Annotated in this window: 25 protein-coding genes; 19 read left to right on the forward strand and 6 right to left on the reverse strand. The window is 44.9% G+C overall.

Annotated features, from left to right (window positions below; all coding sequences use genetic code 11):
- Positions 1–212: 212 nt before the first annotated feature.
- The 7 genes from J7623_RS05990 (at position 213) to J7623_RS06020 (ending at position 8,425) form a co-directional block, all read left to right on the forward strand.
- Positions 213–494: a co-chaperone GroES gene (locus tag J7623_RS05990; RefSeq protein ID WP_079473337.1), complete on the forward strand. Its 282-nt coding sequence runs from the start codon at positions 213–215 to the stop codon at positions 492–494.
- Positions 495–546: 52 nt separating this feature from the next.
- On the forward strand, positions 547–2,184 hold the full coding sequence (groL, locus tag J7623_RS05995; RefSeq protein ID WP_291918513.1) for a chaperonin GroEL: 1,638 nt from the start codon (positions 547–549) through the stop codon (positions 2,182–2,184).
- A 129-nt stretch (positions 2,185–2,313) separates the two neighbouring features.
- Positions 2,314–2,802 carry an FKBP-type peptidyl-prolyl cis-trans isomerase gene (locus J7623_RS06000; protein WP_291918516.1) on the forward strand — a complete coding sequence of 163 codons (489 nt, stop codon included), beginning with the start codon at positions 2,314–2,316 and terminating at the stop codon, positions 2,800–2,802.
- A gap of 64 nt (positions 2,803–2,866) precedes the next feature.
- Positions 2,867–3,352 carry an FKBP-type peptidyl-prolyl cis-trans isomerase gene (locus J7623_RS06005; protein ID WP_291918519.1) on the forward strand — a complete coding sequence of 162 codons (486 nt, stop codon included), beginning with the start codon at positions 2,867–2,869 and terminating at the stop codon, positions 3,350–3,352.
- Positions 3,353–3,459: 107 nt separating this feature from the next.
- Positions 3,460–3,942, forward strand: coding sequence for an FKBP-type peptidyl-prolyl cis-trans isomerase (locus tag J7623_RS06010; protein WP_291918522.1), 483 nt, complete (start codon positions 3,460–3,462; stop codon positions 3,940–3,942).
- Positions 3,943–4,044: 102 nt separating this feature from the next.
- Positions 4,045–5,472: an L-serine ammonia-lyase gene (locus tag J7623_RS06015; protein ID WP_291918525.1), complete on the forward strand. Its 1,428-nt coding sequence runs from the start codon at positions 4,045–4,047 to the stop codon at positions 5,470–5,472.
- 142 nt (positions 5,473–5,614) lie between these two features.
- Positions 5,615–8,425, forward strand: a complete 2,811-nt coding sequence (locus tag J7623_RS06020; protein ID WP_291918528.1) for a hypothetical protein — start codon at positions 5,615–5,617, stop codon at positions 8,423–8,425.
- Between the two features lies 1 nt (position 8,426).
- Here the strand turns inward: J7623_RS06020 and J7623_RS06025 are convergent, their stop codons facing one another.
- The 3 genes from J7623_RS06025 to J7623_RS06035 form a co-directional block, all read right to left on the reverse strand.
- Positions 8,427–8,906, reverse strand: a complete 480-nt coding sequence (locus tag J7623_RS06025) for a hypothetical protein (RefSeq protein ID WP_291918530.1) — start codon at positions 8,904–8,906, stop codon at positions 8,427–8,429.
- 59 nt (positions 8,907–8,965) lie between these two features.
- Positions 8,966–11,617, reverse strand: coding sequence for a valine--tRNA ligase (locus tag J7623_RS06030; protein WP_291918532.1), 2,652 nt, complete (start codon positions 11,615–11,617; stop codon positions 8,966–8,968).
- Between the two features lie 150 nt (positions 11,618–11,767).
- Positions 11,768–12,784, reverse strand: a complete 1,017-nt coding sequence (locus J7623_RS06035; RefSeq protein ID WP_291918534.1) for a GntG family PLP-dependent aldolase — start codon at positions 12,782–12,784, stop codon at positions 11,768–11,770.
- 327 nt (positions 12,785–13,111) lie between these two features.
- Between J7623_RS06035 and J7623_RS06040 the strand changes: the two genes are divergently transcribed.
- The 5 genes from J7623_RS06040 to J7623_RS06060 all read left to right on the forward strand — a co-directional run bounded on the left by J7623_RS06040 (position 13,112) and on the right by J7623_RS06060 (position 17,305).
- Entirely contained in the window at positions 13,112–13,969 is an 858-nt protein-coding gene (locus J7623_RS06040) for an RNA polymerase sigma factor RpoD/SigA (RefSeq protein WP_012793808.1), read from the forward strand.
- A gap of 156 nt (positions 13,970–14,125) precedes the next feature.
- Positions 14,126–15,004, forward strand: coding sequence for a DUF4249 domain-containing protein (locus J7623_RS06045; protein WP_291918537.1), 879 nt, complete (start codon positions 14,126–14,128; stop codon positions 15,002–15,004).
- 16 nt (positions 15,005–15,020) lie between these two features.
- Positions 15,021–15,971: a thioredoxin-disulfide reductase gene (trxB, locus tag J7623_RS06050; protein ID WP_291918541.1), complete on the forward strand. Its 951-nt coding sequence runs from the start codon at positions 15,021–15,023 to the stop codon at positions 15,969–15,971.
- A 129-nt stretch (positions 15,972–16,100) separates the two neighbouring features.
- Positions 16,101–16,451 (forward strand): dihydroneopterin aldolase, encoded by a 351-nt coding sequence (locus tag J7623_RS06055; RefSeq protein ID WP_291918545.1) that lies wholly within the window; start codon positions 16,101–16,103, stop codon positions 16,449–16,451.
- A gap of 98 nt (positions 16,452–16,549) precedes the next feature.
- Entirely contained in the window at positions 16,550–17,305 is a 756-nt protein-coding gene (locus J7623_RS06060) for a tetratricopeptide repeat protein (protein ID WP_291918548.1), read from the forward strand.
- Between the two features lie 70 nt (positions 17,306–17,375).
- On the opposite strand, the gene J7623_RS06065 is transcribed toward J7623_RS06060, so the two are convergent.
- Positions 17,376–18,707 (reverse strand): MATE family efflux transporter, encoded by a 1,332-nt coding sequence (locus tag J7623_RS06065; protein WP_291918551.1) that lies wholly within the window; start codon positions 18,705–18,707, stop codon positions 17,376–17,378.
- A 135-nt stretch (positions 18,708–18,842) separates the two neighbouring features.
- Between J7623_RS06065 and J7623_RS06070 the strand changes: the two genes are divergently transcribed.
- From J7623_RS06070 to J7623_RS06085, 4 genes are read left to right on the forward strand one after another with little or no spacing between them, the layout of a single operon-like run.
- On the forward strand, positions 18,843–19,718 hold the full coding sequence (locus J7623_RS06070) for a DUF3822 family protein (RefSeq protein WP_291918554.1): 876 nt from the start codon (positions 18,843–18,845) through the stop codon (positions 19,716–19,718).
- Positions 19,709–20,263 carry an RsmD family RNA methyltransferase gene (locus J7623_RS06075; protein WP_291918558.1) on the forward strand — a complete coding sequence of 185 codons (555 nt, stop codon included), beginning with the start codon at positions 19,709–19,711 and terminating at the stop codon, positions 20,261–20,263. Before J7623_RS06070 ends, J7623_RS06075 begins: the two co-directional genes overlap by 10 nt.
- 16 nt (positions 20,264–20,279) lie before the next feature.
- Positions 20,280–20,756 carry a pantetheine-phosphate adenylyltransferase gene (coaD, locus tag J7623_RS06080; RefSeq protein ID WP_291918562.1) on the forward strand — a complete coding sequence of 159 codons (477 nt, stop codon included), beginning with the start codon at positions 20,280–20,282 and terminating at the stop codon, positions 20,754–20,756.
- A 21-nt stretch (positions 20,757–20,777) separates the two neighbouring features.
- The gene (locus J7623_RS06085; RefSeq protein WP_291918565.1) at positions 20,778–21,209 is read left to right on the forward strand and encodes a hotdog fold thioesterase; all 432 of its coding nucleotides are present in this window, start codon (positions 20,778–20,780) and stop codon (positions 21,207–21,209) included.
- A 54-nt stretch (positions 21,210–21,263) separates the two neighbouring features.
- Here the strand turns inward: J7623_RS06085 and J7623_RS06090 are convergent, their stop codons facing one another.
- The gene (locus J7623_RS06090; protein WP_291918567.1) at positions 21,264–21,884 is read right to left on the reverse strand and encodes an NUDIX hydrolase; all 621 of its coding nucleotides are present in this window, start codon (positions 21,882–21,884) and stop codon (positions 21,264–21,266) included.
- A 142-nt stretch (positions 21,885–22,026) separates the two neighbouring features.
- On the opposite strand from J7623_RS06090, the gene pyrE reads away from it, so the two are divergent.
- From pyrE to J7623_RS06105, 3 genes are all read left to right on the forward strand, one after another.
- Positions 22,027–22,662, forward strand: coding sequence for an orotate phosphoribosyltransferase (gene pyrE / locus J7623_RS06095; RefSeq protein ID WP_291918570.1), 636 nt, complete (start codon positions 22,027–22,029; stop codon positions 22,660–22,662).
- Between the two features lie 52 nt (positions 22,663–22,714).
- Positions 22,715–23,092: a heavy-metal-associated domain-containing protein gene (locus J7623_RS06100; RefSeq protein ID WP_291918573.1), complete on the forward strand. Its 378-nt coding sequence runs from the start codon at positions 22,715–22,717 to the stop codon at positions 23,090–23,092.
- A 187-nt stretch (positions 23,093–23,279) separates the two neighbouring features.
- Positions 23,280–23,735 (forward strand): hypothetical protein, encoded by a 456-nt coding sequence (locus J7623_RS06105; RefSeq protein ID WP_291918575.1) that lies wholly within the window; start codon positions 23,280–23,282, stop codon positions 23,733–23,735.
- Here the strand turns inward: J7623_RS06105 and J7623_RS06110 are convergent.
- Positions 23,721–24,176, reverse strand: a complete 456-nt coding sequence (locus J7623_RS06110; protein WP_291918579.1) for an LEA type 2 family protein — start codon at positions 24,174–24,176, stop codon at positions 23,721–23,723. The two genes, J7623_RS06105 and J7623_RS06110, sit on opposite strands and share 15 nt — an antisense overlap.
- Positions 24,177–24,277: the final 101 nt, after the last annotated feature.

The raw sequence follows: 24,277 nt of genomic DNA on the forward strand, positions 1-24,277 counted from the left end.
GGAATAAATGTGTAAATTCCCTTGCGGCTTTGCTTCTCAGCTGCTTTACGTGAAAAGTCTGTCATTTTTTCGGGTTGCCTGTCATGGTTTGTCAGTATGATTCTGCTCAATACCTTCGTAAACTGCAAATTTGACCCAAAAACCGCCTTGGCATAATTCTCGTGGACCGGAAAGAACAAATTTTTAAACATCTTTTTTAAATAAAATCTACTATGGCTAAACAATTAAGTATTAAACCTTTAGCTGACAGGGTAATTGTGAAACCTGCAGCAGCAGAAGAGAAAACAGCTGGTGGTATCATCATCCCGGATACTGCAAAAGAAAAACCAGTTAGAGGCACTGTAGTGGCTGCTGGTCCCGGTAAAAAAGATGAACCCATCACAGTTAAAGTAGGAGATACTGTACTGTATGGTAAATACTCAGGCCAGGAACTCCCTATCGAAGGCGAAGATTACTTAATCATGCGTGAATCTGATATCCTGGCTATCGTTTAAGATAGTCTTCCGGATATGTTTTAATTCCTAAAAGAAAAATCTACAAAGTATTATGGCAAAGCAAATTTTCTTCAATATAGACGCCCGCAACAAAATGAAAAAGGGTGTTGATACCCTGGCTGATGCAGTTAAAGTAACCCTGGGCCCTAAAGGTCGTAACGTAGTAATCGAAAAGAAATTCGGTGCTCCCGGCGTAACTAAAGATGGCGTTACCGTTGCAAAAGAAATTGAACTCGAAGACGCAATCGAAAATATGGGTGCACAAATGGTGAAAGAAGTAGCTTCCAAAACTGCTGATCTGGCAGGTGATGGTACTACCACTGCAACCGTTCTGGCACAGGCTATCATCGGCGAAGGTTTGAAAAACGTAGCTGCCGGTGCTAACCCAATGGATCTGAAACGCGGTGTTGACAAAGCAGTGAAAGCTGTTGTTGAAAACCTGAAAAAACAATCCGAAAAAGTTGGTAACGACAACCAGAAAATCGAACAGGTAGCGTCTATCTCCGCTAACAACGATAGCGAAATTGGTAAACTGATCGCAGAAGCAATGCGCAAAGTAACCAAAGATGGCGTTATCACTGTAGAAGAAGCGAAAGGTACTGATACTACTGTTGAAGTAGTAGAAGGTATGCAGTTCGATCGCGGTTACCTGTCTCCTTACTTCATCACCAACAGCGAAAAAATGCAGGCTGAACTGGCTAACCCTTATATCCTGATCTACGATAAAAAGATCAGCACTATGAAGGATATCCTCCACATCCTGGAAAAAGTAGCTCAGCAAGGCGCTCCACTGGTAATCATCTCTGAAGACCTGGAAGGTGAAGCTTTGGCTACCCTGGTGGTAAACAAACTGCGTGGCACCCTGAAAGTTGCTGCTGTAAAAGCTCCTGGCTTCGGCGACAGAAGAAAAGATATGCTGCAGGATATCGCTACCCTGACTGGCGGTATCGTTATCAGCGAAGAACAAGGATACAAACTGGAAAATGCTGACCTGACTTACCTCGGTAAAGCAGAATCTATCACTATCGATAAAGATAACACTACTATCGTAGGTGGTAAAGGCGATAAAGACGCTATCCAGGGCCGTATCGGTCAAATCAAAGCACAGATCGAAGTAACTACTTCCGACTACGATCGTGAAAAATTACAGGAACGCCTGGCTAAATTAAGCGGTGGTGTAGCTGTTCTCTACGTAGGTGCTGCTACCGAAGTAGAAATGAAAGAAAAGAAAGATCGCGTAGACGATGCTTTACACGCTACCCGCGCTGCTGTTGAAGAAGGTATCGTTCCTGGTGGTGGTGTGGCTTACATCCGCGCTATCGAATCCCTCGAATCACTGAAAGGCGATAACAACGACGAACAAACCGGTATCACTATCGTTAAACGTGCTATCGAAGAACCATTACGTCAGATCACCGCTAACGCCGGTATCGAAGGTTCTATCGTAGTACAGAAAGTGAAAGAAGGTAAAGGCGATTTCGGTTTCAACGCCCGCACTGAAGTATACGAAAACTTACTGGCAGCAGGTGTAATCGATCCTACTAAAGTAAGCCGTATTGCACTGGAAAACGCAGCGTCTATCGCTTCTATGCTGTTGACTACTGAATGTGTAATCGCAGATAAACCAGAACCTAAGTCTGCAGCTCCTGCAATGGGCGGCGGCGGCCACGGTATGGGTATGGATTACTAATCTATATTATTATAATAGCCAAAACTCCTGCAGGTACCTATCTGCAGGAGTTTTTTTATGCCGGCAACGGAATAAGTGTAACTTTCATGACCGATATCCGTTAAACAACCAGATCGTAAACAGAAGCGGATGAATACAGCTGTAAAATTATTAATGGCATGCATGGGGATGATAATAGCCACCTCCTGCATGAAACAAAAAGACGCCAGCCCCATGATGGATGCCATAGATGTCCGCATGGAGAATGTTATCCTGAGCTACCTTGCTTCCCATAATGAAACGGCGGTTAAAGACGTGTCAGGACTTTATTACAGAATCCTGCAACCGGGCGACAGTACCCATTTTGTAAAGGCAACATCCATTCCTACCATCATTTATACCAACCAGTTACTCAATGGGGATATCGTAGGCTCCTCATTCGGACCTACCGACTTTGATCGTCGGGAACTTAAAAATCATATTCCCGGCTGGCAGATAGGATTACAAAAAATTTCCCAGGGAGGCAGAATCCGGTTATTCATTCCACCAGCCCTGGCATATGGCGCCACAGGCGTTCCTGGCATTATTCCTCCCAATGCCGTATTAATTTCAGACGTAGAATTAGTAAATATCAGGTAAAAGTGATTACTTGCTTACCATCGTGTCACCTTTTAATTTATAATAAAACCGAAACCGTAATTGTATGAAGAAAGTTTTTCTGTTCGGAGGACTATTTCTATTGATGCTTGCCGCCTGTTCCAAAAAAGATGATAATAATACGCCTCCTTACGATAAGGCTGCACAGTATACCATCGACTCCACAAAGATTATGGCCTATGCAGCAGCTAATAATATCACAGACCTGAAACATGATTCAGCAGGTATATTTTACCAGATTGTAAACAGAGGTGATACAAGAGATACTGCCAATGCAGCTGCTTATGTGAACGTTGCCTACATTGGGACCTTCCTGGACAAAAAGGTATTTGACAGTAGCTATAATGCCAACTTTGGACTCAACCGCGTTATTGAGGGATGGACAATAGGTATACCTAAAATAGGCAGAGGTGGTGAAATCAATTTATTATTGCCATCTTACTTTGCTTATCGTCAATACGGGCAAGGATCGGTTCCTCCCAATACAGTGTTGATTTTCAATGTTAAACTGAAATCTTTCACCAACAGATAACTGGTGAATAAATAAATAGGAAAAGCGGCGTAGTGCCGCTTTTTGTTTTATCGCCTGCTTTCCGTTAATTTACAGATAAATAAAAAATAAAATCGAAATCTAATTGTATGAAGAAGGCTTTCCTGTTTGGTAGTTTATTCCTATTATTCCTTGCTGCCTGTACCAAGAAAAAAGAGGGGCTCCCTGCTTATAATTGGCAAGCGCAGTATACCATCGACTCTACAAAAATTGTAACCTACGCTGTTAATAACAATATTACTAATCTGAAACACGATTCTGCAGGTATCTTCTACCAGATTATCAACAGGGGTGATACAAAAGATACGGCTAATACAGCTGCTACTGTTACCATTAACTACGTTTGCAGGTTCCTGGATAATAGCGTGTATGATAGCGTCAATAACGCTACTTCAGGCCTTAACGGCGCGCTTGATGGCCTCAAATACGGTATACCTAAAATAGGGAAAGGAGGTTCGATCAAATTACTCCTGCCATCTGCGTTCGCTTATGGCCAGATGGGAAATACCCGTGTTCCCCCTAATACCGTATTGATCTTTGATATTCAACTGAAGGATTTTACCAACAGATAATTGGTGTACAAATAAATAGAAAAAGCGGTGCCGGCTGAGCCAGTACCGCTTTTTGTTTTATTCGCCCGCTTTCCATTAATTTTACAGATAAACGAAAAAATAGTGGCACACGAATGTATTTCAGTATTTGATATTTTCAAGATAGGCGTTGGCCCTTCCAGTTCCCATACACTGGGCCCCTGGAGAGCAGCACTGCGCTTTCTCGCAGCATTGGAGGCAGAAGGTAAATTAGCAGCTATCAGCAAAGTACAGGTTTTATTATATGGCTCCCTCGCCAAAACCGGCCATGGTCACGGTACAGATATCGCTGTACAGTTAGGCCTTTGCGGAGATGATCCCGTTACTTTTGATGTAAACCAGATTAATCCTAAAATGGACGATATCCGCCGCAACCGCAAAATGTTGCTGGCAGGTAAATATGAAATAGATTTTGATCCGGTACAGGATATAGACTTCCTCTTTGAAGAGTCTTTACCATTTCATCCCAATGCCCTCACTTTCCTGGTTACTTTCGCCGACGGTGAGCAAATCGCCTCTACCTGGTATTCCATTGGAGGCGGCTTTGTAGTGCAGGAAGGAGAAAACGGCAGCAATGCGCAACAGGTGGATCTGCCTTTCCCAATTGATACAGCCCGTCAGCTGCTGCAATGGTGTATCAAAACCGGTTACAGCATCTCTGAACTGGTGATGGAAAATGAATTGGCCTGGCGCCCGGAAGAGGCTACCCGACAGGGATTGCTCAATATCTGGCGTGTTATGCAGGAATGCACCTACCGTGGTTGCCATACCAGTGGCGAATTACCCGGCGGATTGAGAGTAGGCCGCCGCGCAGTAGCCCTGAATAAAAAGTTGCTAAAAGGACGTACCTATACCGATTATGCCTCCTGGATTGATGCCATCAGGGCAGGCGGTGAGCACTTTAGTTATACGCTCGACTGGGTAAGTTGCTTTGCCCTGGCGGTTAATGAAGAAAATGCTTCCTTTGGTCGTGTAGTAACTGCGCCAACCAATGGCGCCGCAGGTGTTATACCAGCTGTATTGCAGTATTTCATTGCCTTCTGCGACGGCTTCCACGAAGAAAAAATTCAGCAATTCCTCCTCACAGCATCAGAAATAGGCAGCATCTTTAAAAAACGCTCCACCATTTCTGCAGCAATGGGCGGCTGCCAGGCTGAAATAGGCGTGTCGTCCGCAATGGCAGCTGCGGCGTTGACTGAGTGCCTTGGCGGCTCCCAGCGCCAGGTATTAATGGCAGCAGAAATAGCCATGGAACATCACCTCGGACTTACCTGTGATCCAATCGGTGGACTCGTACAAATCCCCTGCATCGAAAGAAATACCATGGGTGCCATTAAAGCAATTACCGCTTCCCAACTGGCCCTGCAAAGCAACCCGGAACTGGCAAAGGTATCACTGGATGCCGTGGTAAAAACCATGTGGGAAACTGCACAGGATATGAACTCAAAATACAAGGAAACATCCGATGGCGGTCTGGCAGTAAATATTCCTATCAGCCTGCCGGAATGCTAGCAGATAGAATTATAAATTGTAAATGACAAATGACGGATCTGAGCGATTAAATACTGTTATATAAGGAAAGAAGCATATTTTCGTTTATACGGTATTTGATCACTCAGATCCGTTATTTGTCATTTGTAATTCGTAATCATTTATGCGCTTTTTCCTGGCCATTACCTTACTGACCCTTTCCCTTTCTTTATCGGCACAGCAATTTGGAGGTAATCCACCTTCGCTGAAATGGCAACAGATAAATACGGATACTATAAGGGTTATTTTTCCCAAAGGAATGACCACCGCCGGTGAGCGGGTAGCCAACATTACGCATTACCTGAATCGCTATACCCGTGCCTCTATAGGCCCGTTGGAACGGAAAATAAATATCGTATTGCAGAACCAAACGATGCAATCCAACGGATACGTACAACTAGGCCCCTTCCGCTCCGAATTTTACCTGACACCTGCGCCCAATTCACTGGACCTGGGCTCACTCAACTGGATAGAACAACTGTCCGTACATGAATACAGACACGTATTACAAAACATGAATTTCCGGCAGGGGCTCTCTAAAGTGTTCTCCATTCTGGGTGGCCAGCTGGGACAAGCTGCCATCACCAATATTGCTGTACCCAACTGGTTTTGGGAAGGTGATGCCGTGGTCATGGAAACAGCCTTAACGCCACAGGGCAGGGGCCGGCTTCCCGGTTTCTTCGATGGCTTCCGTGGACTTTCCCTGGCAGGTAAACAGTACGCCTATATGAAAATCCGCAATGGTTCTTATGTTGACTATGTACCGGATCATTATCCGCTGGGGTACCTCATGGCCACTTATGGACGCAATCATTACGGAGAAGCTTTCTGGAAGGGCGTTGCCACAGATGCGGTACGTTTCCGCGGACTTTTTTATCCTATGTCGCATAGCCTGAAAAAGAAAACCGGTAAAAATATCACCGGCTTTTATCATGCCATGTTAGCGGAGTATCAGCCTCTTTGGAACAGCTACGCAGCCCGCCCGGACACCACGCCTGCAGTAGCAGTACTGCCACTGGACCGACCTGTTACCAACTATAAATATATTTACAACGCCGGCGATAAAGAGTGGATTGTGCTCAAAGATGCCTGGAACAAAGTACCTGGCATTTACCGCCTGAATGCTGCCGGCGAAGAAAAGCTACTGGTAAGACCCGGCATCGTTTATGATGACTTCTTCAGCTATCGCAATGGCCGTATTGTATGGGCTGCCGCCCGCTTTGATGCCCGCTGGAGCTGGAAAGATTTTTCCGTGATCCGTATCTGGGATAACGCTACCGGCCGTACGAAAACAATTTCTTCCAAAGGCAAATTCTTCTCCCCGGATATCAGTGCAAATGGTCAGCAGGTAATAGCAGCAGTCACTACACCCGCTATGACCTATCACCTGCAACTGCTGAACGCGCAAACCGGTGCCATAGAAAAGGAGTTGCCCAACCCGGATAACTGGTTTTATACCTATCCTCGTTTTACGGCCAACGATCAGGCTGTGATCAGCGCCGTACGCAATAACAAAGGAGAAATGGCCCTGGTAGAGCAGTCGCTCGCCACCGGGGAAAGCACGATACTCACACCATTCAGTTACAATGTTATCGGCATCCCTGTGATAAGTGGGGATACCGTGTATTTCACCAACAGCCACAAAGACGTAAATAACGTATATGCCATTACGTTGACAGACAGGAAAACATTTGAAGTGACAGACAGGGGGAACAGCGCGATGCATGTAGCCCTGGACGCCCAAAAGGATAGCCTGATTTTCAGTGAATTTACCGTGAAAGGGTATAAACTTTATCATGCTGCATTGGACGTGCATTCGTGGAAAGAAGTACCGGTTACTGAAAATGGCCGGAGTGCCTGGTTACAGCCCGACTTTAAAGAAGGTGGAAATATCCTGGACAAGGTGCCACATGACTCTCTGCCGGTAAAGAAATATCCACAGTTATCTCATCCGTTCAATTTCCATAGCTGGGTACCTTCTTTCAATGATCCGGAATATGGCATTTCCCTGATTGGTGAAAACATACTGAATACTACATCTACCAGTATCGGCTATACGTACAACCATAATGAAGGCTACTCGGATTTTGCTGCCGGCTTTACTTTTGGAGGCTGGTTGCCGGTATTAAATATAGGAGCGGATTATGCTATTAACCGCAATGGCCTCAACCAGGACCGGCAACGGGTGTACTGGAACGAAGCGACCGCTCATATTGGCGCCAGTATTCCGCTCAGTTTTTCCAGGGGCCTCTATAGCCGCAGCCTGGTAGTGGGAAGCAATTATAATATCCGCCACCGCTACCTGGATAGTAAGTACAAAGGCAATGACATCCAGTTTCTCAGCAACACCTTCATATTCAGTAATCAGCGCCTCAAAGGCATACAAAATATCTTTACTCATTTTGGGCAATACCTGGCCGTTCAATATAATACTTCTGTCACCGGTTTATTTGCGGAGCAGTTGTACATGCGCTTCGATCAGTACCTGCCTGGGTTGTGGCAGAATCATAACCTGGTATTACAGGCCGCTTATCAGCAACGCGACAAGTCCTTCAATTATACTTTCTCGGATAACTTCGTATATGCGAGAGGGTATAATACCCCCTTCTATACCCGGGTATACAAACTGGGCGCTAACTACCATTTTCCACTGGCCTATCCCGACTGGGGATTTGCACAACTGCTTTACTTCAGCCGCATCAGAGCTAACCTGTTCTATGATTACAGCATGACGAACTACGTGCAAACGAATAAGGAAATTAATACGCGCTATGCATCTACGGGGGCGGAGTTATTCCTGGATACCCGCATAGGAAATGCAATACCTTTTACGTTTGGAGTACGGTTTAGTCACCTGTTAGATAAAGATCCGGTAGACAATGCGCAAAATCGCGTGGACTTTATCATTCCTATTCAGCAATTATTTAATTACTAGGCTATTTTACATTGATTTTAAGAGAAGGTGCTTTGTAGAGTTTCCCTTCCGCATATTTGATGATGATTTCATCGAAGTATAGGATATCCCCGGTTTGCAGGGTTTCCTTCAGGCCTTTACTCCACAAAGGGGAGAGAGATGCTGTTTTGAAGTTATCGCCGGTAAAGTCTTTATAGATGCCGGGTTGGCCGGTAGTATCGTTCAGGTAAGGTTCATGCTTTTCGTAAGTGAAAGCAAATGACAATACAGGGTATTTGATATTTTTTTCGTCGCGTACCACCAGTGCAGAATCCAACAGCTTCATTACTTCCGTTTTGGGTAACGTGTCACTCAGGTAAATTCCCCAGGTGCTACGCAGTTTTAGCGGACGTTTATTGGTAACGGTCGCAGGTGCAGCAGTAGCTGGCTTTTTATGCGTTTGCGACCATACCGGTGATGTTGCTGTGGTTAAAAAAAAACTAAGTAACAGGTGTTTATGCATGATAGTACGGGGATATAAAAAAATCGCCCGGTATAGTAACGACCGGGCGATCATAAAAATTATAAGGATTTTAAACTTTCCTCGATCACCGAAATCTTGGCTTCCGCATCTGCTTTTTTCTTGCGCTCAGCGTCTACTGCTTCCGGTTTTGCTTTCTGTACAAACCCTTCGTTGGAGAGCTTTTTCTCAACAGATACCAGGAATCCTTTCAGGTATTCCAGGTCTTTCAGCAGCGTTGCTTTCTGTGTGGTGGTATCCAGCGCTGTTTCTGTACCGAGGTAGAATTTATCTTTTCCGATAACTACTGTGATACAGCCAGGCACAGGTTCCTGTACATAGTTAATCGCAGATGCATTCACCTGTTTCGCGAGCATACTTTCAATTTGTTTGAAAGTGTTGTCGTGTTTGGTTTCTATGTGCAGTACAACTGTTTCTTTCGGTTTAACCTGGTTTTTGTTACGTGCATCACGGATGCCGGTAATCACTTCTTTCGCCAACGTTCCTTCCAGCAACGTAGCATGTACAGGAGCATCCGGTGTTGTAAACTGTTTGATCATCAGGGAATCATCATCAGCACGTGTAGCCAGTAACTGGTAGATTTCCTCCGTGATAAACGGCATATACGGATGTAACAACTGCATCAGTTGTTCAAAGAAGTATACCGTTTTATGATATACAGAAGCAGGAATTGGTTGCTCAAAACCTGGTTTCACCCATTCAAGATACCAGCTGCAGAAGTCATCCCAGATAAGGTTTAAGAGCGTTTTCAAGCCTTCGCTCAGGCGAAAATCTTTATGCAGTGCAGCAACTTCAGCCTGAACTTCATTTAACCTGCTCTCAAACCATTTCACCGCGAAGTTATTGGCGGCAGCTTCAGCGGCACTATCATCTTCCTGACGTTGTTCCCACATTTTCACCAGCTTCAGGGCATTCCATATTTTATTACAGAAGTTGCGTCCCTGTTCGCAGCTGGCATCATCGTAGAGCAAGTCGTTACCGGCAGGAGAGGAAATCATGATACCAAAACGTACGGCATCGGCACCAAAGGAGTGGATGAGTTCCAACAGATCGGGTGAGTTACCCAGCTGTTTACTCATCTTACGTCCTTGTTTGTCGCGCACCATACCGGTGAAATATACATCGTTGAATGGTTTCACGTCTTTGAATTCCAGTCCGGCCATGATCATACGGGCTACCCAGAAGAAGATGATATCCTGTCCTGTTACCAGTACAGAAGTAGGGTAGTAGTAGTTGATATCTTCATTATCCGGTTGGGAGATGCCATTGAATACTTCCATTGGCCATAACCAGGAGCTGAACCAGGTATCGAGGCAATCCTCATCCTGTTTTAGTTCTGCAGCGGTAATAGTAATATTGCGGGCAGCGAACTGTTGTACAGCTTCCGCAGCGGTGGCAGCTACTTCAAAAGTGCCGTCTGGTGCGTACCAGGCGGGTATTTGTTGTCCCCACCAGAGCTGGCGGGAAATACACCAGTCTTTTACATTCTCCATCCAGTATTTGTAGGTAGCGAGGAAACGGTCGCCGGGATGTATTTTTACATCTCCGTTTACTACCGCATCCAGTGCGGGTTTGGCCATTTCTGCCATCTTTACAAACCACTGTGTAGAGATGCGTGGTTCTACTACGGTGTCGGGGTTACGTTGGCTGTAACCCAGGCGGGTAGTATATTCCTGTTCTTTTATCAGTAAGCCTTCCTCAGCGAGGGCAGCTACTACTTTTTTGCGTGCCACAAAGCGATCTTCTCCAACAAATACAACTGCAGCGGCGCTCAGTGTACCGTCATCATTCAGGGTATCAACTATTTCCAGGTTATGTTTTAAACCGAGGTTATAGTCATTGATATCGTGTGCAGGCGTTACTTTCAGCGCTCCGGTACCGAATTCTTTATCTACATAGGTATCAAAAATAATGGGTACACGACGGTTTACCAGCGGTACTGTAGCGAAGTGGCCTTTCAGGTGTGCATACCTTTCATCTTCCGGGTTTACACAGATCGCAGTATCACCCATGATCGTTTCAGGACGCTGGGTAGCGATGGTAATAAATTCACCGGTAGGCGCACCAGCAGCATCAGTGATAGCGTATTTAACGTGATACAGCTTACCCTGCAGATCTTTGTATTCTACTTCCTCATCGCTCAAAGCAGTTTTGGCTTTGGGATCCCAGTTGATCATGCGGGCACCGCGATAGATCACGCCTTTTTTGTAGAGGTCAATGAAAACAGTGATCACTGCTTTATAGTAGTGATCATCCATGGTAAAGGTTACCCGGTCCCAGTCGCAACTGCAGCCGAGTTTCTTTATCTGGTGGTAGATGATATCACCATATTTATCTTTCCATTCAAAAGCATATTTCAGGAACTCTTCGCGGGTAAGCTGAGATTTTTCAATCCCTTTTTCCTGCTTGAGCATATTTACCACTTTTGCCTCAGTAGCAATGGAAGCGTGGTCGGAACCCGGTACCCAGCAGGCGTTGAACCCACTCATACGGGCACGGCGCACCAGGATGTCCTGGACGGTTTCATTGAGGGTATGGCCAAGGTGTAAGACCCCGGTTACGTTAGGCGGGGGGATGACGACAGTAAAAGGTTGACGGCCATCCGGTTTAGAGCGGAAATAGCCTTTGTCCATCCATTGTTGGTACCATTTTTCCTCTACCATTCCAGGCAGGTAATTTTTCGAAAGTTCCATGCTATTCATAATATAAGGTTGCAAAAATAACGGAGATTATGGAGAGATGGAAATTTAAAGGTCAATAATAGTACAGCTATTGGCATTTAGACGTTAGCTATTAGCCATTAGCTGGCTGCTAACCGCTAAATGCTAATAGCTAACGGCTGTTTAGGCCATTCCCGCAATAATATCGCAGGTAGTGGCTATCATGTCTGCTGTTACATCGAGGTGGGTAACAATTCTGACTTGTGTGGTGGAGATGGCCATGACCAGGACACCTTCTTTCTTCATATAATCAGCGAATAACTGGGGTGTCCAGTCGCCTGTTACTTCAAAGATGAGGATATTGGTTTCTACCGGCAGCATGTGTCCCACGAAAGACTTCTCCAGTAGTGCCTGCGCCAGTTGTTTGGCGTGGAGGTGATCTTCTGCCAGTCGCGCGATATTATTTTCCATGGCATAAATGCCGGTAGCTGCCATGTAGCCGGCCTGTCTCAGGCCGCCGCCAAATTTTTTGCGGATACGTCTGGCAGACTTAATAAATGCTTCGCTGCCCATCAATACAGAGCCCATGGGACATCCCATGCCTTTATTGAGGCAAACGGAAATGCTGTCGAACAGTTGGCCGTATGTTTTAGGGTCCTGGCCAGTGGCTACGAGGGCGTTGAAGAGGCGGGCGCCATCCAGGTGCAGTGAAAGACCGTGTTGTTTACAAACGTCTCCGATCTTCACCATTTCTTCCCAGTCGTAGCAACAGCCGCCGCCGCGGTTGGATGTATTTTCCAGGCAAACCAGGCTGGTACGTGCTTTATGTACATCGTCCGGGTTGATGGCAGCTTCTACCTGCGCGGCGCGGATCATGCCACGGTCACCGATAACAGGATGTACCTGGGCACCGGAATTAAAGGCAATACCTCCACCTTCATAAATGTATACATGTGCAAGATTACTGCAAACCACTTCGTCACCCGGCAACGTATGTACTTTAATGGCAATCTGGTTACTCATTGTGCCGGAAGGGCAGTACAAGGCTGCCGCTTTGCCAAAATAGTCTGCCATCATGGCTTCCAGTTTATTGATGCTGGGGTCTTCACCGAAAACGTCATCACCGGTTTCTGCCTGTAACATGGCCTGTAACATGCCAGGGCCGGGACGTGTAAAAGTGTCGCTTCTAAAGTCAATCATTTTATTGAAAAATTTGCAACGGCTTAACAAATAAATTAGTTAAGATGTTAATTTAAATATGATTCTTTATCAATTGTTAAAATTTGTATAAACCATCGCTTTTAGAGGACTAAAGCACTATAAAATTCCGTTATAAAACTGTACTTTGTTATATGGCTGACAAATATAAGAAGGATTTGGTAGAGTGATTCGTTAGCACGATCTTTGCAGACTTATTTTGAACAAACGAATAGAGCGCGGGAAACTTTGTAAGTTAATAATTTTAAAAATTCGAACAAAAAATTTCTTCCGCTGTTATTTTATTTATAAACCAATACAATTTTTCATATGAGGCAACTTAAAATTGCCACCCAGATCACCAATCGTGATTCGCAGGCGGTAGAAAAGTACCTGCAGGAAATCTCGAAGATCCCTTTGTTAACACCCGAGGAGGAGACCGTTTTGGCGCAGCGCATTAAAATGGGCGATCAAAAGGCTCTTGAAAGATTGACTACAGGAAACTTACGTTTCGTTGTTTCTGTTGCAAAGCAGTATCAACACCAGGGGCTCAGCCTCAGTGACCTTATTAATGAAGGTAATCTTGGCTTGATCAAAGCGGCACAACGTTTCGATGAAACGAAAGGTTTCAAATTTATCTCTTATGCAGTTTGGTGGATTCGCCAATCCATCCTGCAGGCGTTAGCAGAACAGGGACGTCTTGTTCGTCTGCCGCAAAACAAAATTGGCACTTATAATAAAGCTAACAAAGCTTACATGGCATTTGAGCAGGAAAACGAGCGTGAACCTTCTACCGAGGAACTCGCAGAAATCCTGGAAATGTCTGAATCAGAAATAAACAATATCTTCCAAAGCAACACCCGCCACATGTCATTGGATGCACCTGTGCACGAGGCAGAAGACGTAGCAATGGGCGACTTGCTGGAAGGTGGAGATATTACTGATGACGATGTTATGAGAGATTCTCTCCGTGAAGAAATACGCAGGGTACTGAAATCCCTGAGTCCACGGGAGGCGGAAATTGTGAATGCTTATTTTGGTCTGGATGGTGAAAACGGCGCAACAATCGAACAAATCGGTCAGAAATACGATTTGACTAAAGAAAGAATCAGACAGATTAAAGAACGTGCTATCAAAAGGCTGCAAAAAGCCCGCTATAGTGGCGCACTGAAATCTTACCTGGGATAAAATTCTTTTACTTCGTTGGCTATTTTGATATTTATCTCAAATAATAAAATAGCCAGATGAATAAATCTACTAATCCTCTTTATTCTATAAGAACACCGGCCTTGTAAATACATGGCCGGTGTTCTTATTTAGTTGACACCCCTTATTTTTGCAGCTATGCGCAATGGGCTCTTCCTTATACTGGCCGTATTTGTCTTTTCCGCCTGTGAAAAAGATATCAGCGTGAACCTGCCTGTGCAGGAATCGCAGCTCGTAGTGGAAGGCAAATTTGAAAGTGGCAGATATCCTGAAGTGGTGCTTACCCGCAGCCTGAATTTCTTTTCAAAAATGACACCGGCTACCTTGCTCAATGCCTTTGTACATAAAGCATTGGTCACGGTTTCAGATGGCAGCAAAGTGATGACCCTGTACGAGCAGGCAGTAGATTCAGGAAATACAAAGTTCTTTATATACAAACCAGATAGCCGGTTCCCCGGTGATAATTTTACAGGAAAACCGGCAGGGACTTACACCCTGCGGATTCAGGCTGACAATAAGACATATGAGTCAGTGACAACCATACCTTCCCGCGGTATGAAGCTGGACTCTGTCTGGTGGAACCTGGTGGTGCTGGAAAACGATAGTGCCATGGGCCGCTTATGGGTACGGATAACGGATTCACCCGAATTTGGTAATTATGGCCGGTACTTTACCAGGCGTAATAAAGGCCCGTTTCTACCTGGCCTCACCTCTGTCATAGATGACCAGTTGGTGAACGGCACAACATTTGAAATTCCTGTGGACGCTGGGGTGAATAAGAATGAAAAGCTTGATCTGACAACATATGCTTTCTTCAACCAGGGTGATACCGTAACCATGAAGTTTTGTAATATTGACAAAGCAACCTGGGATTTCTGGCGAACACTCGACTTTGCATATAACAGCAATGGTAATCCCTTCTCATCACCTACAAAAATACTGGGCAACATACCTGGTGCATTGGGCTACTGGGGAGGTTATGCAGTAACCTATAAAACAATTATTATTAGCAAGTAATTATACAGCAAAAAGTATGGAAAACAAGCAACAAGAGCATGTGCATTTACTGATCGTCGGTTCCGGACCTGCCGGTTATACCGCTGCGATTTATGCCGCGAGAGCCAACCTTAAACCAGTATTATACCAGGGTATTCAACCTGGCGGACAATTAACCATCACCACAGAAGTTGAAAACTATCCTGGTTATCCGGAAGGTATTCAGGGGCCTGAAATGATGGTGGATTTTGAAAAGCAGGCTACCCGCATGGGTGCTGATATCCGCTATGGTATGGCTACATCCGTGGACTTCAGCAAACAACCGTATAAAGTAATCATTGATGAAGAGAAGGAAATCACCGCCGATGCTATCATCATCGCTACCGGTGCTTCCGCCAAATGGCTGGGCCTTCCTTCTGAGCAACGTTTGAATGGTAGCGGTGTTTCTGCCTGCGCCGTTTGTGACGGATTCTTCTTCCGTGGTAAGGAAGTAGCGATCGTAGGCGCCGGTGATACCGCTGCTGAAGAAGCACTCTACCTCTCTAAAATGTGCAGCACCGTGCATATGCTGGTACGCCGCGATGAAATGCGCGCTTCCAAAGTAATGCAGGACCGCGTACTGAAAACTTCCAATATCATCGTTTACTGGAATTCAGAAACTGATGAAGTGCTGGGAGATAAGAAAGTAGAAGGTATCAGAATCTACAATAATAAAACCAAGGACAAGAAAGATGTGCCGGTAAGCGCCTTCTTCGTAGCCATTGGTCACCAGCCTAACTCAGCGATCTTTAAAGATTATCTCGAACTGGATGAACAAGACTATATCGTTACTGTACCTGGCTCTACCCGTACCACTGTAGAAGGTGTATTTGCCTGCGGTGATGTACAGGATAAAATATACCGTCAGGCGGTAACTGCTGCTGGTAGCGGATGTATGGCCGCACTGGATGCAGAAAGATACTTATCTGCAAAAGAACACCACCAATAATAGAAGAATTACGAATTGCGAATTACGAATTACGGATCTGTGGGTAGATAATAGCGAATACCGCGTTTACCATCTCCTCACAAATCCGTAATTCGTAATCCGTAATCCGTAATTATTAATTCCTCTCTTATGCTTACTATTGCCCTAGAACAGGCTACTTTCTACGCCTATCACGGCTTATACCCGGAAGAAACTATTATCGGTAATCACTTTGTATTGGACGTAGCTGTTCGTATACCCGGCACCGTGGCCATCGATGATTTGTCTGAAACCGTAAACTACCAAGGGATTTATGAGATAGCTGCCGCCATCATGGCCGTTCCCAAACCCCTGCTGGAAGAGGTAGTGTACGACTTATCAGGTGCGCTGAAACAACGATATCCCGCAATTCAACATAGTATCGTAACCCTCCGGAAGATGAACCCGCCCATGGGCGCCAGTATCCGTAACTCCCTCGTTTCACTGGAGAAGGATTACTAAGCCTCCTTTTTGCATATGCGTGATGTTTCTCATTTGTAATTTTCGTAAATTTAGAGCGTAGTTAATCAACAAAATTTTTACGTAGTAAAACCTGTCCTATGTTAAAACGGATCATGGCAGTTTGTTTTTTGTTATCTGCAGCCTTATGGGTAAAGGCACAGAGTGTTAGTGAAATGGTGGAAGAAGCCAGGCAGCTGGAGAAACAAATGAAAGAAAGTGAAGCATTCGAAAAAGATAAGGACATCTTAAAAATACAACCCACAGAACTGGATGCACTGAACCAGGCCAGCCAGCTATGCTCCCGCATCGGCAACAGGCAAAAAAGCAAAGACGATAAAGTGAATTACTTTAACATGGCCAAAAGCTATGCACAGCAGGCCCTGAAAGTAAATCCCAACAGCCCGGACGCTAACCTGTCTATGGCCATCGCTATGGGACGCATGGCCCTCATCTCCGGTGCAAAAGATAAAGTAGCTGCCTCCAAAGACGTTAAAAAATATGCAGAACTGGCCATTAAATTCAATCCTTCCCTGGCACAAGCCTATCATGTGCTTGGTAAGTGGAACTTTGAAGTAGCCAACCTCAACGCCTTCGAAAGAGGCGCCGCTAAAATGCTGTTTGGTGGCTTACCTGATGGATCTCTCCAAAACGCTATCAACAACTATGAGAAATGCAGGCAGCTGGATCCCGCTTTTCTGCTTAATTATTATGAGCTGGCCCGCGCCTACAAAGAAAATGATCAGCAGGATAAAGCCATTGAAGTACTAAAGAAAGCACTCACGCTCCGCAATATCGTGTATGACGACGCCACCACGAAAATGGATTGCAAAAAGATGCTGGACGATTTACAATAGCTTTTAGCTGTCAACAATTAGCTGTTAGGTATTCGCTACAATAGCTTTATGCTTTCAGCTTTCAGCCTGTTTATATTTCTTTCCCTTTCCATTTACCACTACGCAAATACCAATAGCTAATGCCGAAGATGATGATCCAGTAAATGAAGTCTGCTCCCCAGGCCCATTGCAGCTCACTGCGCATTCTTTCGATTACAATATCACAGTACAGCAGGTATCCAATTACAGCAGCAATTTCTGTCATCAGGTTGATACGGGTATTGCCGGTACCTATCACGCCACTCATCACCACCGCCGCAACCGCCATCAGGATGGTACTCAGGGTAATAATACGTATAGATGGAATCGCCGCCGCAATCAGGTCGGCGTTGGTAGTATAAATATGAAGTAAAGTATAAGGGAAGAGATTAACAAGTATACACACTGTAGTAGCGCAGGCCAGGCTGAGCACCACAATTTTCCGGATAGCCGTGAATACCAGCTCTGGTCGTCCCTGACCAATAACATTACTTACCATAGTATTGCAGGCAGCCGCCAGCGCCCAGGTAAATATGCCGAAGAAACCAAAAATACTGCGCAGCATATTCGACACTGCCAACGGACGTTCTCCCAGGTGTTCAATGAAGATGAAGAAAACGAACCAACTGCCAATGCTGAAAAGAAACTGTACAATCAAAGGCGCGGATACATTCAGGATATTTTTCACAATTCCCCAATTCAGGCGGAGGTAGCGGAACAAGCTGTATTCCAGGTGATAACGACGGATGAACAAGATGCTAAACGCTACGCCAAAGCCCGTTGCCTCTGCAATAACAGAAGCGGTGGCAGCCCCGTTCAATCCCATGGCCACAAAGCCAAGCTTACCAAAGATGAGGATATAGTCGAAGAAGATGTTGACCATTTCCTGGAACAGCGAGGTGATAATCAGTACTTTGGAATGACCGCTTCCGATATAAAAGGCATTGGCCATATTCAGCAGCATCAGGAATGGAAGCCCCCAGATACGGATACGTATAAACGAAACTGCCGCCATAAATATATGATGGTCATGCAAACTTTTGGAAAAGAACCAGGGTGCTGCCAGCAATGTCAGTAAAATAGCCAATAGGGAGAAGCAAATGCCCACCTGCAGCCCATTAGAAAAAAGTTGCCCGATACCGGCATACTGGCCTTGCCCCGCCCGGCGGGCAATTAAAACCTGCATACCGTTGTTGAGTCCATAGGCTATCATGTACATCACTAGGTAGTAAATGCCGGCAATTCCATTGGCCGCCAGCTCAAATTCTCCCAGGCGTCCCAGGAAGGCGGTATTGGTAATATGATTGATCTGCGGGATAATAAGGGCCAGGCATATAGGTCCTGCTATTTTTATAATCTGCCGCGTAGTAGCTTCCAGTTGCATGAATCTTTCGCTGAATTGAGGGTATAAAAACAAAGATATAGCTATATGTTGATCATCTGCCCTATATAAAACAACAAAACGCCCTCACCAATTAACTAAAATGGTTATTATTGTAATTCATTTGAAAGGTAACATATGCCCGTGGCTTACAACATCCATCCCGCATTTACAGTAGACGATGAAACCCTGCTGGAAACTGATCTCACTGCCTGTTATTTATTAGTACTGGTAGGGAACGGCACGTTTAGTTATGTAGTATACGAACCGGTGGCAAAGAAGTTCCTGGCGTTGAAGTCCTATCATTTTACCCCCCGGAAAATGGCGCTGGCAGATCTGGAAATGATAGAACAGGTATTTGATACCGACAAACTGCTGTTTACGGCATTCAAATCTATTTTACTGGCCTTTAACACCGGCAACGGCGTATTGGTGCCGCATATGTACTATATGCCCTCCATGAAAAAGGACTACCTGCATCTGGCCATGCCGGAAAAAGTGCAGGAAGCCATCTTGTCCGATTTATTGCCTCAGTTACCGATGGTCAATATATACAGTGTGGATAAAGACCTGCTGGGTTTTTTACGGAAAGAATTTTCTACTGACTTGGTTATTCATGCCAATTCAGCCCTGTTACAATCCTATCCAATGGATTTCGACTTTCAGGCGGCCAACGGCGTAGCCTTTGTGGAGGTTGAACAACATACCTTTACCGTGACCGTATATGCCGGAGGAAAACTGCTGATACAACAGGAGACCGACTACCAGACCGGGTTGGATGTGGTGTATGGTGTAGTGAACATACTGCGGCAACTGGGACTGGATGAGCAACAGGTGAAGGTAAAACTAGGCGGAATTGTAGCTACAGATGCGGGTGTTTACCAGGAAATGTACAAATTTATTCCACACCTGGAATGGATACAACGATTACCGGGTTTCCAATACATTACTAAAATGCAGGAGATACCGGGCTATTATTTTCATAATTTATATGCGTTAGCGTTATGCGTATAATCGGAGGAGCTAGTGGAGGACGAAAAATACAACCACCTGCAAAAATGCCGCATACCCGCCCTACTACAGATTTAGCAAAGGGAGGATTATTTAATATCATTGAGAACAATCTTGATATTCCATCTTTAAAAACACTGGATATTTTTGGCGGTACCGGAAGCATCAGCTATGAGCTGGCTTCCAGGGGAGCTACAGATATGACCATCGTAGAGAAAGACCCTGCTATGGCGGCGTTTATCAGCAAAACAGCCCAGGGTTTAGGGATTACCACCCTTAAAACGGTGAAAATGGACGTTTTTAAGTACCTCGAGCACTGTACAGAGAAATTTGACCTGATCTTCGCTGATCCGCCGTATATGATGGAAACGCTGGACCAGTTACCATTACTGGTATTTGAAAAGGAGTTGCTGAATCCGGAAGGGTGGCTCGTTGTAGAGCATACACAGCACGGCAAATTCCAGGACTATTCCTATTATCGGTCTGAGAGGAACTACGGTGCTACGGTTTTCTCTATTTTTATTAACCGCGAAGCATTAAAACGCTGATAGTAATTTATACATCATGAGAACATGTTTATTCCCAGGTACATTCGATCCCATTACCCTGGGCCATACGGATGTAATCAGCCGTGGGCTTGATTTGTTTGATCGCCTGGTGATAGGCATCGGTGTAAACAGCAGCAAGACGCCAATGTTTGCACTGGAAGAGCGGATGGCATGGATTAAGGAAATTTATAAAGATGACGCCCGCGTGGAGGTTACTTCTTACTCCGGTCTTACCATTGATTTCTGTAAAAAAATAGATGCCCGTTTTATTTTGCGGGGCATCCGCAACATAGGCGATTTCGAATATGAGAAAGCCATTGCCGACGTAAACCGGACTCTTGCCCCCCACATTGAAACTATTTTTTTAAGCACCGCATTACAATATTCCAGTATTGCCTCTACGCTGGTGCGGGATATTTACCGTTATGGGGGAGATGTAACCTCTTTTCTCCCAGAGGCAGTAATAGCAGGGATTAAGCGTATTAAGCAATAAATTTTTTTAAAGATAACTGATATGAAAACGATCTGGCATTCAACCCAAATTTCACTGGACCAACTCAACGAAATGGGCAGCAACACCATGGCGGCGTATTTGGGAATGGAGTTCACAGAAATAGGGCCGGATTATCTTAAACTGATGATGCCGGTAGATCACAGAACCGTACAGCCGTATGGGTTATTGCATGGTGGGGCGTCTGCTGCATTGGCGGAAACAGTTGGTAGCGTGGCATCGGGACTGATTATTGATCCGGAGAAACAGATTTGTGTAGGTATGGAAATCAATGCCAATCATGTGAGAGGAGTAAAGAGTGGCTATGTACATGCCTGTGCCAGACCTTTGCATATTGGCTCCAACAGCCATGTGTGGGATATCCGTATTACAGACGACCAGCATAAACTGGTATGTGTAAGCCGCCTTACGGTGGCTATCCTGGCGAAACGTTAATAAAGACCGGAGATTTAATGCTACGTAGACAGCATTAAATCTCCCAGCCATCACTTACAGATCGGAAGCCCTGAATACTTCCCGTATATTCTCATAAGAGAATTTCAGGTATTTGTCTACATGCTCCGGTTTAACCCATTGCACATCCTGGATATCTTCTTCAATTTGTGGTACAGTTAATTCAGTGCCGGTAAACTGCATACGGTACCAATGGGTATGTTTCAACACTTTTTTATTTTTCATCGGATAGTAGTGGAACGTTTCAATGATTTTATTTTCCAATGAAACGTTGTGCAGGCCTGTTTCTTCGGCTACTTCCCGGAGTGCGCAGGTTTCCAGGTCTTCCCCCGGATCCTGTTTCCCCTTTGGCAAATCCCATTTTCCTCTGCGGAACATCATCAGTACTTCTCCGGCAGGATTGGTGACGAGGCCGCCAGCAGCTACCAGGGTGGTAAAATGCAGGGATACTTTTTTAAAGAGTTGCTTTACATCAGGTGCAATAAAAACTGCTGCTTCTTTTTTTCCATCTTCCAGTTTTCGTAATACACTTTCCATTTTTTCAGGATTGGGGTTGTCGTATACTTTCACTTTTGCAAAGTGTTCCGGAATCGCGTTGGTATTGGCACTCAATAGGAGTGGTCGCTCGTTGAGATAGATCGTAATAGTTGCTTGCATGCCGCAAATTTAGAGAATTACAAATTACGAATTATGAATTACGGATTGGTGTGAAGATATTAGCGGGTACTTTGATTCCCGTTTACTATCTTCTTACAAATCCGGAATTCGTAATTTGTAATTCTTTATCTTTGGCGATCGTATGAGTAAAGTAAGCGAAAAACAAGTTGCAGAAAAGTTACTGCAGGTGCAGGCCGTAAAATTAAGCCCTGCACAGCCTTTTACATGGGCTTCCGGCTGGAAATCGCCGATATATTGCGATAACAGGAAAGTTTTATCTTTTCCGTATGTACGCGATTATATTAAATCTGAACTGTGCAACCTGGTATTCGAAACTTTCCCGGATGCAGCGGTGATTGCCGGTGTAGCTACCGCAGGTATTCCTCACGGTGCGCTGGTAGCGGATCAGCTGAAACTGCCTTTTATCTATGTTAGATCCAAACCGAAAGAACACGGTATGGGCAACCAGATAGAAGGAGTATTACAACCCGGTCAGCCTGTAGTAGTGGTGGAAGACCTGATATCTACCGGGAAAAGCAGCCTGGAAGCAGTACAAGCCATTCGCGCAGCAGGTGGGGAAGTAATAGGTATGGTGTCTATCTTCAATTATGGTTTTGATATCGCAGTGAAGGCTTTTGAAGCAGCAGGTGTGCCTTTCCATTCACTCAGTAACTACAGTGCCATGATTGCGCTGGCAGAAGAGAAAGGAATTGTTTCCGCTGATGAAATTGCCACCTTGCAAGCCTGGAGAAGCGCGCCTGATCAATGGGGCAAGTAGGAAAGAATTGTATATCACATTTTTTGTATATTCGGGTATTAATACTATAACTATGCGTATCCTAAAATTAGTAATGTTGTTCCTGGTGACCAGTGTTGGTATGGCAACGGCACAGCAGAAACAGAAGGCTATTGAAACGGTAAAAATCAATACGCCTACGGTACAATGCGAGTCCTGCAAGAACCGTATTGAAAGATATATGTCGCACGAGGAAGGTGTACAGTCAGTGAAAGTTGATTTCAAAAAACACGTAACTACTGTAAAATACTATACTGATCGTACCAACGTGGAGAATATCAAAACTGGTATTGCCAATGCAGGATATGACGCTGATAACGTAACTGCTAATCCTGAATCTTATGCGAAACTGCCTACCTGCTGCAAGAAGCCGGAAGATGGTGGTGGCATGGCCAAGGAAAAGAAGAACTAATATAGTCATTGCCTTTAGCAGTTGATTTATCGTAAAAACGGTAAGTAATAGCTAAAGGCAATTTTATTTGTGATAGCCCTGATCGATATATATCTTAAAAATTACGGTTATTCCCATTCTGTTTAATCCGCTGAAACATCATCTTGCTGCCCTTCGGCAGACCTTCTCTCTTTATTCGCCCACTGATTTGTTTGTTCCATTACTGGCCCTGGGAGGTTCACAAATGGATATGTATACTGGTTCGCTTTCTCCGGAAGAAATTTTTACGGAAATACGTATGCAACTGAAGGATGCTGGTATAGAAGGCCGTGGTGGCTATGAAGCCTGGTTGGCGCAAAGAAACCATTATGCCACGCTGGTATTATCAGATACCTCGAAATGGATATTGCGATTGGCGGCGGATAAAGCACATTATATCCACCTGCATCCGGGAAGATATAGCCCTCATACGCTCCGGGTGAAAGCAGCAGCGCTTAAAACAGCTTTGGCCTGGTGGGTAGCAAAGCAACACCGGACGTTAACGGGGAATCTGCTGGAAGATCTGAACCGGGTAAGAAATGAAATAAGGTTGTCTCCGCTTAGAAATGCAGCGGAAAGTAATCACATCCTGGAAATAATGGCTTTATTATCAGAAGAAGTTTAAGGCCTGTTTGGTTTCGCATTTAATAGGGAAGGGTAGGAAAATACCGCCTTTACCTACTTTGCAATTCCCGGTTGCCTTAATGGTAACTTCTTTATTGGAGAATGCGCTTAGTGCATTTTTGAAAACATTTCCCATATTCACTTCCAGTTTTACCGGGAAGTAAAAAGTATCCCTGGCTGGGATGGCGATGGTGGTATCCTGCATGGAATGGCCGACTTCGGTATCGTCAATGAACAAATCGAAATTGGCGTCTTTTAACTGCAGTCGGAAATTATTAGGGTTATAATATGCCAGGGTCATCCGTACAATACTTTTGCTCATACCGAGCTCGGCCAGGTCGACGCCGGCTACTCTCACAAACTGTAAATCTTTCGTTTTTTCGCAAGAGCTTGCTACTCCCCAAATGGCAAACACAACTATTAATACGCGCAACAATTTCATCGGCTGACCAGGTATTTTAATTTATGTAAACCTACTGCAAAGGTTTTAGTTATCAAAAAAGAGTAATTGAATTGGGAAACTTTTAACGGAGTAATAAGCGG

The organism is Chitinophaga sp. (assembly GCF_017745275.1).
GTDB lineage: Bacteria > Bacteroidota > Bacteroidia > Chitinophagales > Chitinophagaceae > Chitinophaga.